Genomic DNA, 13,061 nt, shown 5'->3' on the forward strand with positions numbered 1-13,061 from the left:
TCGGACAAGGGCGCAAGACGGGATGTCGTGAAGGTGGAGGGCTTCTGTTGCAAGGCGCCCTCCGGGCCCCGCCTAACGCTGCTAAGACGTTAGGAGTTTAGGTCGAAATCTATCGGGTCGCTTACGCGGCCAAACGGACTTCTTCAGCGAAGTTATCGTTCGCATTTACATTAATGGCCCGAGACGGTGAGCCACGCCGGAAGAAAGCAACACCTTTACACGTCTGTCGATGCTGATCGGCCCCGCACTTTCCGGCGATACCCGGGGGAAGATTGGTGGAGCCGCCGGGAATCGCACCCGGGTCCAGTCCGCTTATTACGTGCGCGTTTATCCTCATAGTCCGGCAAGCCGGACCCCATGGATATAGGCCCAAAGCCGTCGGGATTGAAGGGGTCGTGTGAGATTGGCGGTCCAGACCCCTCCTGGCCGCCTGTTCGTCATGAATCGACGGATAAATTCGCGGATGAACTGGGTGATCTGCGTGCGGGGTTCTAGGCTGGGACCGCAATCATCCCCGGGACTGCCGATGAACCATTTCCTCTATTCCGTCAGACCTCTGGCCCTCGACCTCGCCGCCACCCTGTTCTTCTACCTTGTGCTGGTCACCACCCACAGCGTCCCCCTGGCGACCGGGCTGGGCATGGCCCTGGGCGCCGGACTCGTGGCTTTCAAGCTTCTCAGGGGTGAGGCCGTGGCGCCCATGCAATGGACCAGCCTGGCCCTTGTGGTGGTCATGGGCGGCCTGACCCTGATTACCCACGACGCCCGGTTTGTCCTCGTCAAGGCGACCATTGTCTATGTTGCGATCGGCGCAACCATGCTCGAAAGGGGCTGGATGTACCGCTATATCCCGCCCATCGCGGTTGACCATGTCCCCCGCTCGCTGGTGGTCGGGTTTGGCTATGTCTGGGCTGCGCTGATCTTTGGCTCGGGCATACTGAACCTCTACCTGACCTTCACGGAGGCCCCCCAGACCGTAGCAAAGGTCATGGGGCTGTGGGCGCCGGGATCGAAGATTGCGCTCTTCCTGATCCAGTTCTTCCTGATGCGGGCCATTGCACGCCGCAACTATTTTGCCGCAGCTGCTGCGACTGACGGAGAGCCAGCCCGGACCTAGATGGCGCTTCCGCCCCGGGTGATCGACAGGACGCCAGTGCGGGAGAGTTCCACCAGGCCAAGCGGCCGCATCAGATCCACAAACTTGTCGATCTTGGTCGAGGCGCCGGTGATTTCGAAAATGAAGCTGTCTATTGCGGTGTCGAGCACCTTGGCGCGGAAGATCTCGCCAATACGCAGGGCTTCAACCCGGTCAACACCGGTTCCCTTGACCTTCACCAGGGCCAGTTCGCGTTCCAGGCCATTGGGGTCGCGGCTGACATCCTGAACGTCACGGGTCGCAACCATCTTCTGAAGTTGGGCCTCGATCTGCGTGAGAACAGCGGGCGCGCCACGGGTCACGATGGTGACGCGGCTGGTGTGGGAGTTGCGATCGGTTTCCGCAACCGTCAGGCTTTCAATGTTGTAGCCACGGGCTGCAAACAGGCCGACAAGCCTGTGGAGCACTCCGGGTTCGTTCTCCACAAGTATGGCGTATGTGGCCTGACGGTCAGCCTCATCGGTATGGGCCAGATCATAGACAGATGCAGGTTGGGCGTCGGACATGGCGCTCTCGTTGGATTGATTGTCGCTGGACGTCTCATATGCGGAGGCAGGGGGCAAGAGGCGTCATAATCGTCCGGATACGCACTATTTGTGACATATGGCGTGAATCACTGTCTTTGGGGCGCTAGCACGAGGCGAATTCGGATTGGCGGCTGCAACTAAAAAATCTGGGGTGGCAAAGCGTTCTCTTCGCGCGGAGATCGATCGCGAGCCCAGGAGCCAGTACGCCGCCTTGCCCTGGCGTCGTGCGGAAAACGGCCAGATCGAAATCCTCCTGATCTCATCCCGGGAAACACGGCGCTGGGTCATTCCCAAAGGATGGCCAATGAAGCGCGTGAAATCTCCAGATTGCGCCTCCCGCGAGGCCTTTGAGGAGGCCGGTGTGGAAGGCGATATCCGTCGCAAGAAGGTCGGGGTCTTTCATTATGAAAAGCGCCTGGCCAGCGGCCGGGTCCAGCCGGTCAGGGTCACTGTCTTTTCCATGCTGGTTCGCCGGGAGTGTGAAGACTACCCGGAGAAGGGTCAGCGCGACCGCCTCTGGACTACCCAGCTGGAGGCCTCCGTCCTGGTTGACGAACCGGAACTCAAACTGCTGATTGCGGCGTTCCGGCCGGGCTAGGCCGCCCTGGCGGTCTCATCCAGCATGCCCATCACACCGCTGAAGAGTTTGGCCATGGCGCGCGGCTTGTACGGGTAGAGTTCAGGGCTATCGAGGGCGTGGATGATCATGGCCACGTCAGCCTCGAACAGCAGCAGTCGTCCGTCGGGCAATTCGGCGCAGTCGATGGCGAAGTATTCCAGTCCGAACGCCCGGTAGAGTCCTTCAAACGCCTTGCTGTGGCGAAGGGCGAAGCCCTGGTCAAAGCCATCCATGAAGGCGGCCTCCTCATCCCGGCGCTCGGGCTTCTCGTCCATGCTGGCGTTCAGATAGTGAACCATCCAGTGCTCGGACACGGCCATGTGACTGATGAAGGGCTTGCCCTTCAGGAAGGCCACACGCTGCTTGCGGAACAGGCCATCCGGACCGGAATAGTCAATGAATTGGGTGATGTAGAAATTTTCCCCGGACTTGGCGGCGAGATAGGCCTTGAGGTCTGCCGGTTCGTTCATCTTCTCCAGGTCCCGGCCGGCATGGGAGTCGATGGGCCGTATGATGATCGGGAAGGTCCCCGGCTCAAGAAAGTCGGAAAGCGGAGCCAGTCCTTCGGCGATGGCCTGAACGCCTTCCCGGAAGACCTGGGCTGTGGAAGGGGCAAGGACTTCAGGAATGCCTGCGCACATCTCGCAGACTCCATCCCTCGTCAGGCCGGCGATTGTCAGGGCTGAGCCGTTGATAATGGGACGCCGCCAACCGGCCAGGGCAGGGGCCACACCCAGCAGGGTCTGATAGTTGGCGGTGGATTCACCGATGGCGAAGAAGGCGACATCGTGATCTGGAACTTCTTCCGGGAGCTCGCCGTCCGGGGTTGCGTAGACGAAGTAGGCCGTCGCGTCAGAGCCGCTGAGCAGGAAGTCCAGCGGCGTATTGGCCATGAAATCCCCGGGGGTCACTATGGCCAGAATGCGCAGGCCGCTTCCATCGCCGTGGGTGCGTTTGAACATGCGCGTCATGGCGAGGGCTTGGGTCTGCAGGTCCAGGCCGGGCTCTGGCTGGCCTGTCAGCTGAAGTAACATCGACATGTTCAGCAAGGCGCCAGGATCTGGCGGATCATTGCTGGCGGCTTCGACCAGGATGTTCCAGACCGGGTTGAGGTCCTGCTGGTTGAAAATCATCTGGGCGAAAACCGCCAGACCGAAAACGGGTGCGACGCCCAGGTCCGCGTCCGTCCTGCCAGTGATCTTCATGGGTCGCCCGATCTGGTCTCGCGACAGAGGCGTATTCGGACGCCCGGGTCGTACATTACCTGAGGCGACCGCCTACTGCGCACCCAGACCGAGGCTTATACGTCACAACCTTTAATGGTGGTTAACAGCGCCGCCATGAGCCTGCGGCATAGCGCCTTGGGCCTATGGATGGTTCAGGCCCGGCGGACCTTCATTGGCAAGGGATTGCGGATCATTTCGCCCTTCATCACCCCGATCCCGCCATTGGCGGAGAGGGGCAGGGCCATGATCTTCTTCACCACATCAAGGCCCTCGGTCACATAGCCGAAACACGCAAACCCCTTGTTGTCGCCTTTCTGCGCGGGATCAGCATCGAGATAACCTTGATCTCCTACGCAGATGAAGAAGTCCGAGGTTGCCGTGCCAGGCGCGCGACGGCCCATGGAAATGGCGCCATTGGTGTGTTTCAGGCCGGTCCGGGTCGTCGACTCATGGGCGATCGGCTTGAGGAGATACCGCGGGTCATTCTGCAGGCCGCCCTGCACCACGCCGAAATCGAAATCCGTTGCGCCTTCCGGGCGTGAGGACCGATAGAAGGTGGCGTGGTCCATCAGCTTCCGGTCGACATAGGCCAGGAAGTTGGCGGTGGTGACCGGAGCCTTGTCGGGTCGCAATTCCAGGCCGAAATTGCCCAGGCGTGTGACGATCTGGATCTTGACCGGGCCAGGCGCCGCCAGGGCGCTTCCCGCGGCGGCGAGGGTCGCGCCAGCGCCACCCAGAAATCCTCGTCTCAGCATTGAACGCCCCTTAGACTGATGACCTCCCGGACCAAGCTCTTGCGCCTTCCCGCATCTGGCAACCAGATCCTTTGGGAAGGGTTTGACTCGCAAGGTCCAAATAGGTGGCCCATGTTTCACACGGCGGCTCTAAAGTGCAATCTGCTTACCGCCAGCGCCAACCTCTTTCGGAGACAATCATGAGCCGGCTGCATTCCGAACGCCATCTTGTCTCCCGGATTGGCTGGCTGAGGGCCGCCGTCCTCGGCGCCAATGACGGAATTGTCTCCACAGCCAGTCTGATCGTCGGCGTCGCCGCCGCAGCGGGAAAGCCGTCGGAAATCCTTGTGGCGGGCGTAGCCGGTCTGGTGGCTGGCGCCATGTCCATGGCCGCAGGCGAGTACGTTTCCGTCAGCTCCCAGGCCGATACGGAAAAGGCTGACCTTGCCCGTGAGCGCTTTGAGCTTGCGACCGATCCTGCAGCGGAGGCCAGGGAACTGGCCGCCATCTACATGAAGCGGGGCCTGGAACCTGAAACGGCCGCCAAGGTCGCAGAACAGTTGATGGCGAAGGACGCCCTGGGCGCCCACGCCCATGACGAACTGGGGATTTCGCAGATGACGGCGGCGCGGCCCATCCAGGCGGCCCTGACCTCAGCGGCGACCTTTACGGCTGGTGCTGCGGCGCCATTGCTGATTGCAGCCCTCGCCCCTTTGTCCCGGGTTACGCCCCTGGTCAGCATAGGGTCCCTGATTTTCCTGGCAGTCCTTGGCGCGATCGGTTCGGCCGCCGGTGGTGCGCCTGTCATCAAGGGCGCTTTGCGGGTAACTTTCTGGGGCGCCCTGGCCATGGCCGCGACAGCAGGAATCGGGGCCCTGGTGGGCACCAGCGTCTAGGCTGCGGAGCGGGCCAGATCGGTGTCGAAGGTGACGCTGGCCTCGAAGTCGTTCAGCAGGTCGATCATTTCCTCGATCGAGATGTGGTTTTCAGCGTCCAGCGGGAACCTGAACCGCCAGAAGCTGATGATGTGCTGCAGGGCGCCTAGCCGTTCGCCCAGTTCATGGAACATGCTCGGAGCCGCCATCAGGAAGGCGCGGAAGGACTGTGGTCGCCCCTTGTGGGTCAATTCAAGGTAGGCGTCATCATAGACCCTGAGTGTTTCGCGCACTGTGTCGCACGCTGCGTTGATCGCCCGGGTGAGGCGGGCCTGGCTGCGGCGGACATAGATGGTCTCGTCGCTGGTAAGCATGCCCATGGGCGTCAGCCTGGCCACTTCGTTGATGATCGGACCGATCTTGGGGAGCAAGTCCGACAGCAGCCATTTGTAGTAGATGAAGCCCTTCCAGCAGAACATGCCTTCCAGGAAATCGGCCTTGTTCATACCCATGCTGTTGCGCAGGGGCGCCAGCTCTATGTCGGACACATCCCCCAGCAGTTTGGCGGCAAGTTTGCGGGTCTTTTCGCTCATCCGGGCGCCACCCGAGCCGAAGGAGACGCCGACCAGTGGTTCCACCTCCCGGCGGGCGAAATCGATCATGCGGCGCAGGTCGGCGTCGGCCAGTTCGAAATAGCATCGGTCAGGACTGAACCCGGCTGATAGCACCCGCTCACGCAGGAGGAAGGGGTCAAGGGACGGAACCCCATCCAGCAGTCTGAGGAGTTCATCGTCCGGATCTCCGGGCTGGACCCGGATTTCCGCCAGAAAGTCGTTGTAATTTCGTTCGCCCACGAAGAAGGCCCGCGCGCCGGCCTTCAGGTCGTCCAGGTCCATGGGCAGTATGACCTTGGTGGCTACAGGCTGGCCGTATGGCAGGAGCTCACGTTCGTGCGGCCGCAGCTTGTGTTTGACGATGATGCTGCGGTTCAGAGTGTAGTTCTGGAAAAGCGGGCGGGTGCGATAGCCCTCTTCGTTACCGTTGACTTTCCAGACAGCAATCAGATTCAGGGCGCGGGATGACGAGCCGTTGGCTTGCAGATTGGCAAGATTTCGGACGGATCTGTCGACCACCTGGCTGTTCCGTTCCCAACGGCTGCGGCGCGTTCTGCTGCGCAAGCCCTGAAACTAGACCCAACTCCCCATCGTCCGGTTAACAGCTGCCCGGCGTCGACGAATTCTTTGACCTGACCCGCCCCAGAGGTGAAACTGCCGCTTCAACTTGGGGAGTTTCCAATGGCTGTTTCGCTCTATGACGTCAGCGTCGCGTCTTTCACCCAGTCCCTTGCAGGCGTTGCGGGCTTTCTTGAGAAGGGCCGGGCCCATTGCGAAGCCGCGGGCGAGAGCGCTGATGATCTTGTCGGCGTAAAGCTGGCGCCCGACATGCTGCCCTTCTCCTTTCAGGTGGTGTCTGTGGCCCACCATTCCCTGGGCGCCATCCAGGGCGTGAAGGCCGGTGTCTTCACCCCTTCCGGCCCAACCCCGGAGCCCGGCTATGCTGGTCTGCAGAAGCTGATTGCAGACGCCAGGGCGGGCCTGGCTGCCCTGACCCCGGACGAGGTCAATGGCCTTGAGGGCAAGGATGTCATCTTCAAGCTGGGAGAGATGCAGATGCCGTTTACGGCCGAGGGCTTCCTTATGAGCTTCTCAATTCCCAACCTGCATTTCCATGCCACCACAGCCTATGACATCCTGCGCCAGAAGGGCGTGGCCCTGGGAAAGCGCGACTATCTTGGCCAGCTGCGCATGAAGCGCTGATCGCTCCGGATCATGTGCAACGAGTATCAGCTGAAGCTCAATCGCGGGGCCTATGACGTCACCTTCCGTGAAGTCAGAATACCTTTTGCCTGGGCTGACGCCGAGCCGAACCGGGACCTTGAAGACCCGTATGGGCCGACCAATCGCGCGCCCATGATCCGCCCTGTCGACCCGGCCAATCCCTCGGCCGGGCTCGAAGGGGTGGAGCGGCGGTGGTGGATGGTGCCGCACTTTCACCGCGGGCCGGTTTCGGCCTGGAAGTCCATGTGCACTAACGCGCGGATCGAGACGGTTGATACGGCGCCGACCTTCCGTGAAGTCTATCGCCTGCGTCGCGCCCTGATCCCCCTGACCAGCTTCATCGAATACGACGCGCCGCCAGGCTGGAAGAAGGGGCAACCCAAGAGGCGCTGGGAGATCAGCTGGGAGCCTCAAGGTCCGGAAGACCAGGTGCGGTTCTTTGCCGGGCTTTGGGATCAGTCCCGCCCCAGTGACCTGGACGAGCCTCTTGAGAGCTTTACCTTCATCACCGGCCCCAATGGGCCCGATGTCGCCGCCATTCACGATCGGCAGCCTGTGGTGCTGACCCTGCAGCAGGGTCTGGAATGGTTACAGCTGGACGGTGCGGGAAAGGCCGGCCTTGTGACCGACCCGCCAGAGGGGACCTATCAGGTGAAGGAGAGCCCGCGGGCCAGCGTCATCTCCCGGGAACTTCGCCTGGCGCTCTGATCGCGAGGACTGGTGATCCCGCAACGGAATTTGGTATCCTGATGCGCTATTCCCAGGAGATCAGCGCCATGATGCTCATCGGCCAGTATGACTCGCCCTTCGTCCGCCGCGTCGGCGTCGCCTTGACGCTTTACGGCATGGCCTTTGACCATCAGCCGTGGTCGGCCTTCGGGGATAGCGACAAGATCGCGCGGTATTCTCCTCTCCGCAGGGTGCCGACCCTCGTCCTGGATGATGGAATCGCAATTTCCGACAGCTGGGCGATCATCGACACCCTGGACCAGATGGTCGGGCCTGAGCGCGCCCTGATTGCGCCGTCAGGCCCCGACCGGCGGGAGGCCATGCGGATCATCGCCCTGGCGGCAGGGGCGGCCGACAAGTCGGTGGCTCTGGTTTATGAGCGGGTCCTCCGGGATCAGGCCCTGGAAATCTGGGTCGAACGCTGCCGCAGCCAGATTTCCGGCGCTCTGGACGCCCTGGAAGCCGCGCGGAGCGTCTCGTCGGCGCCCTGGCTGTTCGGCGACCAGATCGGCCACGCCGACATTCTGATGGCCACCTATCTGCGGTTCGCCAGCGAAGCCCTGCCGGAAGTCTTCGACCTCACCGGGCGGCCCGGCCTGGCCGCCCACGCCGCCCGGGCGGAGGCCCTTCCGGTATTCCGCGCCATTTGTCAGCCCTTCATCATCAATCCTCCCACCTAAGGCTTGCACTGGGCTGCGGACGGCATCAGTTAGGCGAAGGCAGAACCTTGTCTGCCGTCACCGTCAGAACAGGCGTGTCTTGAAGCCCCCGTCAGAGTCTCCCCCGGACCCCGTTTCCGAACCCGTTTCCGCCAAGATCCGCAAGCGGATCCAGAAGGCGCGGAAGCGCTTCAACGCCAATGACAATATCGCCGCCTTCCTGGAGCCGGGCGATATGGACGCCCTGCTGTCCGAGGTCGCCGACAAGTTCAAGGGCGTCCTGGAAAGCCTGGTGATCGACACCGAGACCGACCACAACACCCATGACACCGCCCGGCGCGTAGCCAAGATGTATGTCACCGAGGTGTTCCGTGGGCGCTATATGGAGCCGCCGGCCGTTACGGAGTTTCCGAACGCCGAGGCGCTCAATGAGCTGATGATTGTCGGCCCGATCACGGTGCGCAGTGCATGCAGCCACCATTTCTGCCCGATTATGGGGCGGCTGTGGATCGGCCTCATGCCCAATGAGCATTCCAACTTGATCGGCCTGTCCAAGTACGCCCGTCTGGCGGAATGGATCATGTCGCGGCCCCAGATTCAGGAAGAAGCCATCGCCCAGATGGCCAATGTCCTGATGGACAAGGTCCGTCCCGACGGTCTGGCCATTGTCATGGAGGCTGATCACTTCTGCATGCACTGGCGCGGGGTGAAGGATACCGAGACCAAGATGATCAACAGCGTCATGCGCGGATCCTTCCTCATGGACCACACGCTCCGTAGCGAATTCCTGTCCCTCCTCAATCAGAGAAAGTGAGGCTCAGATGCTCGTCCGTTGCCTTTACGCCAGCCGTCCCGTCGCCAGTGCTTCCGCCTCTGATCTCGACAAGATCGTGGAGGAAGCCCGCAAGAACAATCCCGCCCAGGGGGTGACAGGCATGCTTTGCGCTTCCGAGAAGCTGTTCATTCAGGTTCTCGAAGGGGGTCGCAATGAGGTCTGCGATCTCTATTCCACCATTGTCCGGGATCCTCGCCATGAGCAGGTTCGCCTGCTGGTCTACGAAGAAATCAGTGAACGCAAATTCGGCGCATGGACCATGGGTCTGGTCAGCATAGCCAAGCTGAACCCCTCCCTGGTCCTGAAATACTTCAAGCATGTGGAGTTGAACCCGTTCGAGTGTTCGGGGCAGTCCACCCTTGCCCTGCTGTCCGAATTGATGGCCTCAGCCTCGGTGGTCAATCGGGGCTGATGCTCCTTTGACCTCGCTCAAGGCGGAGGGGCGGCGGTAGACGACACTCGGTCCATGATGACCGATCCAGCGTCCACAACCGCGTCCGAGCCAGAAACACTCTACGAAGCCATAGGCGGTGCGCCCACAGTGCGGCGCATCGTCAACCGGTTCTACGATCTGATGGACTTTGATGCGTCCTATTCGGAATTGCGGGAAATCCACGCTTCGGATCTGACGCCCATGCGCGAGTCCCTGGCGGGGTTTCTTGACGGTTGGCTGGGCGGTCCCCGCGACTGGTTCGAGGCCCATCCCGGCAAGTGCATGATGTCCATGCACGCCGCTGTACCGGTCAGTCCCAGCTCTGCAGGTCAATGGGTCGAGGCCATGAGCCGGGCCCTCGATGAGGCCGAGGTGGAGCCAACCCTCAAGGCCCTGATCAAGCAGGCCTTTGGCAATATGGCCCGCAACATGGCGGCGCGCGGCTAACCGTCGCCTTGCAGGTACGCCCTGACCGCCCCAGACTGGCGCAAGATCAGGAGTCTTTCATGCGGCGCAAACTCAGTTTCCTTGTGGCCATCGGCCTGGCGACGTCCAGCGCCGCCATGGCCCAGACCAGCCAGGACGCCCAGAAGGTTCTCGGACAATTGCTGGGCGGATCGGCGGCGGTGGCTCCGTCCGCCGGGCCTGCCTCCAGGGTCACAAGCACGGAAGCTTCCAGTGGCCTGAAACTGGCCCTCAGCAAGGCCGCGGATGTTGTGGTGGGCCAGTTGGGGGCGCCAGGCGGCTTCGCCAATGATCCCAAGGTGCGGATCGGTTTGCCGGGCAAGCTGGCCAGATATGATCAGGTCCTTACCCTGCTCGACAATGCGGGCGTGACCGACAACCTGTCAGGCAAGTTGAACTCGGCGGCTGAGGGCGCTGTCGGCAAGACCCTGCCCCTGTTGAAGACCGCCATTTCGAAGATGACCGTTACCGACGCCATTGGTCTGGTGACCGGTGGTCCGACCTCGGCCACTGACTATTTCAAGCGGACGATGGGTCAGAGCCTCCAGGCCGAAATGCGACCCGTAGTCGCAAAGTCGCTTGGCGGGGTGAACGCCTTCAAGGCCATGGACGCCTACGCCGCCCGCAATCCTGCCCTAGCCGGTCAGTTCGGCGCCACCGACCTAACCGGCTATGTGACGCAGAAGGCCAGCGACGGCGTGTTTCTTTACATGGCCGAACAGGAAAAGCAGATCCGCGCCAATCCGGTGGCGACGGGCAGCGCCTTGCTCAGCAAGGTCTTCGGGACCCGCTAGACTCCGTTCAGGTATCGCTTCCCGACCTGTCCAGTACGCGGACGGCCGCAGCTGCTCGGACTTCCAGTGGCATCAGGCGGGCATTGACGCCCATCCGGTCATAGTCCGGATCCTTGTCCGCCCAGTGTGTGACGCAGCCGCAGGTCTGGCAGCGGTGGAAGGTGATCATGTGATCACCCCACTCATAGGTGTCGGTTGGACCCTTGGGGTCGAGGAAGGTCACGGCTGTGGGGGCGTAATAGGCCCAGATCACCCCATAGCGTCGGCAGATCGAGCAGTTGCAGTCCGTCACGGTCTCGGGCGCCGCCTCAAGGGCGATGCGGACCGAACCGCAGTGACAGGACGCCTCTACTGTCATCCTAGACCAGCCCCTTGCCTTCTTCGCCGATGACGCTGCCGATGTCCTGCCCATCGTCGGCCAGGATCATCTCGTTGTGCGCCTTTCCGGACGGGATCATGGGCAGGCAGTTCTCCTCCTTGGTCACCCGGCAGTCGAACAGGACAGGCTTGTCGCTGTTGATCATTTCCAGAATCTTGGCGTCCAGCTCGTCGGGGGTTTCCGCCCGGATGCCCACGGCGCCGAAGGCTTCGGCCATCTTCACGAAGTCAGGCAGGCTGGCGGAATAGGAGTGGGAATAGCGCTCGCCGTGCAGCAATTGCTGCCACTGGCGGACCATGCCCATCCATTCGTTGTTGAGGATGAAGATCTTGATGGGCAGGCCGTGCTGAACGGCGCAGCTCATCTCCTGCATGGTCATCTGGACGCTGGCGTCGCCGGCGACGTCGATGACCAGGCTGTTCGGATGGGCCAGCTGGACGCCGATGGCGGCGGGCAGGCCGTAGCCCATGGTTCCAAGGCCACCGGAGGTCATCCAGCGATTGGGCTCTTCAAAGTGCAGGAACTGGGCGGCCCACATCTGATGCTGGCCAACCTCGGTGGTGATGTAGGTGTCGCGGTCCCGGGTCAGGGCCTGCAGGCGCTCCAGGGCGTACTGCGGCTTGATGTGCTTGGCGTCCGGGCTGTAGCGGAAGGACTTCCGCGCCCGCCACTTTTCGATCTGCGCCCACCAGTCGGTCATGGCCGCCTTGTCCGACTTGTACTTCTTCGCCTTCCAGACGGCGATTAGGTCTTCCATGACGCTGCCGGCGTCGCCGACAATGCCGATGTCAGCCCGGACATTCTTCGAAATGGACGAGGGGTCTATGTCGATGTGGATCTTCTTGCTGCCCGGCGAGAAGGCGTCCAGGCGGCCCGTGACCCGGTCATCAAACCGTGCGCCGACGCAAATCATCACATCGCAGTCGTGCATGGCGTTGTTGGCTTCGAAACTGCCATGCATGCCCAGCATACCCAGCCACTGGGGATCGCTGGACGGGAAGGCGCCCAGACCCATCAGGGTCGAGGTCACCGGCGCGCCAGTCAGGCTGGCCAGTTCCCTCAGCAGGGCGCTGGCGCCCGGGCCAGCATTGATCACGCCGCCGCCCGTGTAGAAGATCGGCCGCTTGGCGCTGGCGATCACGGCCGCCGCCTGGGCGACCTTGGCGGCATCGCCCTTGGTGCGGGGGGCGTAGTTGTGGGCGTGCTTGACCGCCTGCGGGCCCTGATAGACCCCCTTGGCGAACTGGACGTCCTTGGGAATGTCGATGACCACCGGGCCCGGCCGACCGCTGGTGGCGATGTGGAAGGCCTCGTGAAGGATGGCGGGCAGATCGGCGACGTTCTTGACCAGATAGTTGTGCTTGGTCACCGAGCGGGTCATGCCGATGGTGTCGCATTCCTGGAAGGCGTCAGTGCCTATCAGGTGGGTGGCGACCTGGCCGGTAATGACCACCATGGGAATGGAGTCCATCAGGGCGTCGACAATGCCGGTAATGGCGTTGGTCGCTCCGGGACCCGAGGTGACCAGAACCACGCCAGGCTTGCCGGTGGACCGGGCATAGCCTTCTGCGGCGTGGGTCGCGCCCTGCTCGTGGCGCACCAGAATGTGTCGCAACTTGTCTTCGCGATCGAAGAGGGCGTCATAGATCGGCAGGACTGCGCCGCCCGGATAGCCGAACAGGACTTCTACGCCCTGGTCGATCATGGCCTGGACCACCATTTCGGCGCCCGACATGATGTTCTGATCGGCGGTGGCCGCTTCGGCGGCTTGAAGGGTCTGATGGACGGTCAT

Annotated in this window: 15 protein-coding genes, 1 other RNA gene and 1 pseudogene; 10 read left to right on the forward strand and 7 right to left on the reverse strand. The window is 62.2% G+C overall.

Translation table 11 applies throughout. From position 1 onward, the window contains the following. Window positions 1–32: 32 nt before the first annotated feature. Window positions 33–393, reverse strand: a transfer-messenger RNA (tmRNA) gene (gene ssrA / locus CFE28_05845). 46 nt (window positions 394–439) lie between these two features. Here ssrA and CFE28_05850 point away from each other — a divergent pair. Then, complete coding sequence (locus CFE28_05850) at window positions 440–1,117, forward strand: intracellular septation protein (GenBank protein OYU69564.1); 678 nt, start codon at window positions 440–442, stop codon at window positions 1,115–1,117. On the opposite strand, the gene CFE28_05855 is transcribed toward CFE28_05850, so the two are convergent. Further along, entirely contained in the window at window positions 1,114–1,662 is a 549-nt protein-coding gene (locus tag CFE28_05855) for an acetolactate synthase small subunit (GenBank protein OYU69565.1), read from the reverse strand. The two genes, CFE28_05850 and CFE28_05855, sit on opposite strands and share 4 nt — an antisense overlap. 172 nt (window positions 1,663–1,834) lie before the next feature. Here CFE28_05855 and CFE28_05860 point away from each other — a divergent pair, with 172 nt between their 5' ends. Further along, window positions 1,835–2,281, forward strand: coding sequence for a DNA mismatch repair protein MutT (locus tag CFE28_05860; protein ID OYU69566.1), 447 nt, complete (start codon window positions 1,835–1,837; stop codon window positions 2,279–2,281). On the opposite strand, the gene CFE28_05865 is transcribed toward CFE28_05860, so the two are convergent. Next, the gene (locus CFE28_05865) at window positions 2,278–3,507 is read right to left on the reverse strand and encodes a glutathione synthase (GenBank protein OYU69567.1); all 1,230 of its coding nucleotides are present in this window, start codon (window positions 3,505–3,507) and stop codon (window positions 2,278–2,280) included. The genes CFE28_05860 and CFE28_05865 overlap by 4 nt on opposite strands. A 173-nt stretch (window positions 3,508–3,680) precedes the next feature. Next, window positions 3,681–4,283, reverse strand: coding sequence for a peptidylprolyl isomerase (locus tag CFE28_05870; GenBank protein OYU69568.1), 603 nt, complete (start codon window positions 4,281–4,283; stop codon window positions 3,681–3,683). A gap of 179 nt (window positions 4,284–4,462) precedes the next feature. Here CFE28_05870 and CFE28_05875 point away from each other — a divergent pair, with 179 nt between their 5' ends. Beyond that, window positions 4,463–5,158 carry a hypothetical protein gene (locus tag CFE28_05875; GenBank protein OYU69569.1) on the forward strand — a complete coding sequence of 232 codons (696 nt, stop codon included), beginning with the start codon at window positions 4,463–4,465 and terminating at the stop codon, window positions 5,156–5,158. Here CFE28_05875 and CFE28_05880 read toward each other — a convergent pair. Next, window positions 5,155–6,270 (reverse strand): hypothetical protein, encoded by a 1,116-nt coding sequence (locus CFE28_05880; GenBank protein OYU69570.1) that lies wholly within the window; start codon window positions 6,268–6,270, stop codon window positions 5,155–5,157. The two genes, CFE28_05875 and CFE28_05880, sit on opposite strands and share 4 nt — an antisense overlap. Window positions 6,271–6,432: 162 nt before the next feature. Here CFE28_05880 and CFE28_05885 point away from each other — a divergent pair, with 162 nt between their 5' ends. The 7 genes from CFE28_05885 to CFE28_05915 all read left to right on the forward strand — a co-directional run bounded on the left by CFE28_05885 (window position 6,433) and on the right by CFE28_05915 (window position 10,890). Then, the gene (locus CFE28_05885; GenBank protein ID OYU69571.1) at window positions 6,433–6,954 is read left to right on the forward strand and encodes a hypothetical protein; all 522 of its coding nucleotides are present in this window, start codon (window positions 6,433–6,435) and stop codon (window positions 6,952–6,954) included. A 12-nt stretch (window positions 6,955–6,966) separates the two neighbouring features. Continuing rightward, window positions 6,967–7,683 carry a hypothetical protein gene (locus CFE28_05890; GenBank protein OYU69572.1) on the forward strand — a complete coding sequence of 239 codons (717 nt, stop codon included), beginning with the start codon at window positions 6,967–6,969 and terminating at the stop codon, window positions 7,681–7,683. 68 nt (window positions 7,684–7,751) lie between these two features. After that, entirely contained in the window at window positions 7,752–8,384 is a 633-nt protein-coding gene (locus tag CFE28_05895; GenBank protein ID OYU71578.1) for a glutathione S-transferase, read from the forward strand. A gap of 79 nt (window positions 8,385–8,463) precedes the next feature. Then, the gene (locus tag CFE28_05900) at window positions 8,464–9,177 is read left to right on the forward strand and encodes a GTP cyclohydrolase (GenBank protein OYU69573.1); all 714 of its coding nucleotides are present in this window, start codon (window positions 8,464–8,466) and stop codon (window positions 9,175–9,177) included. Between the two features lie 7 nt (window positions 9,178–9,184). Beyond that, window positions 9,185–9,610: a blue light sensor protein gene (locus CFE28_05905; protein ID OYU69574.1), complete on the forward strand. Its 426-nt coding sequence runs from the start codon at window positions 9,185–9,187 to the stop codon at window positions 9,608–9,610. Window positions 9,611–9,667: 57 nt separating this feature from the next. Further along, on the forward strand, window positions 9,668–10,078 hold the full coding sequence (locus CFE28_05910) for a globin (GenBank protein ID OYU71579.1): 411 nt from the start codon (window positions 9,668–9,670) through the stop codon (window positions 10,076–10,078). A 59-nt stretch (window positions 10,079–10,137) separates the two neighbouring features. Further along, window positions 10,138–10,890: a hypothetical protein gene (locus CFE28_05915; protein ID OYU69575.1), complete on the forward strand. Its 753-nt coding sequence runs from the start codon at window positions 10,138–10,140 to the stop codon at window positions 10,888–10,890. 70 nt (window positions 10,891–10,960) lie between these two features. Here the strand turns inward: CFE28_05915 and CFE28_05920 are convergent. Then, window positions 10,961–11,248 (reverse strand): annotated as a pseudogene (locus tag CFE28_05920) (aldehyde-activating protein). Window position 11,249: 1 nt separating this feature from the next. Continuing rightward, window positions 11,250–13,061, reverse strand: coding sequence for an acetolactate synthase 3 large subunit (locus CFE28_05925; protein OYU69576.1), 1,812 nt, complete (start codon window positions 13,059–13,061; stop codon window positions 11,250–11,252).

Source organism: Alphaproteobacteria bacterium PA2 (genome assembly GCA_002256425.1).
Lineage (GTDB): Bacteria > Pseudomonadota > Alphaproteobacteria > Caulobacterales > Caulobacteraceae > Phenylobacterium.

Bases quoted from the DNA above. Each gene is read 5' to 3' on its own strand.
- CFE28_05885 (OYU69571.1), top strand. From the start codon at position 6,433: ATGGCTGTTTCGCTCTATGACGTCAGCGTCGCGTCTTTCACCCAGTCC.
- CFE28_05925 (OYU69576.1), bottom strand. From the start codon at position 13,061: ATGACCGTCCATCAGACCCTTCAAGCCGCCGAAGCGGCCACCGCCGAT.
- CFE28_05915 (OYU69575.1), top strand. From the start codon at position 10,138: ATGCGGCGCAAACTCAGTTTCCTTGTGGCCATCGGCCTGGCGACGTCC.
- CFE28_05855 (OYU69565.1), bottom strand. From the start codon at position 1,662: ATGTCCGACGCCCAACCTGCATCTGTCTATGATCTGGCCCATACCGAT.
- CFE28_05895 (OYU71578.1), top strand. From the start codon at position 7,752: ATGATGCTCATCGGCCAGTATGACTCGCCCTTCGTCCGCCGCGTCGGC.
- CFE28_05870 (OYU69568.1), bottom strand. From the start codon at position 4,283: ATGCTGAGACGAGGATTTCTGGGTGGCGCTGGCGCGACCCTCGCCGCC.
- CFE28_05850 (OYU69564.1), top strand. From the start codon at position 440: ATGAATCGACGGATAAATTCGCGGATGAACTGGGTGATCTGCGTGCGG.
- CFE28_05890 (OYU69572.1), top strand. From the start codon at position 6,967: ATGTGCAACGAGTATCAGCTGAAGCTCAATCGCGGGGCCTATGACGTC.
- CFE28_05875 (OYU69569.1), top strand. From the start codon at position 4,463: ATGAGCCGGCTGCATTCCGAACGCCATCTTGTCTCCCGGATTGGCTGG.
- CFE28_05865 (OYU69567.1), bottom strand. From the start codon at position 3,507: ATGAAGATCACTGGCAGGACGGACGCGGACCTGGGCGTCGCACCCGTT.
- CFE28_05905 (OYU69574.1), top strand. From the start codon at position 9,185: ATGCTCGTCCGTTGCCTTTACGCCAGCCGTCCCGTCGCCAGTGCTTCC.
- CFE28_05910 (OYU71579.1), top strand. From the start codon at position 9,668: ATGACCGATCCAGCGTCCACAACCGCGTCCGAGCCAGAAACACTCTAC.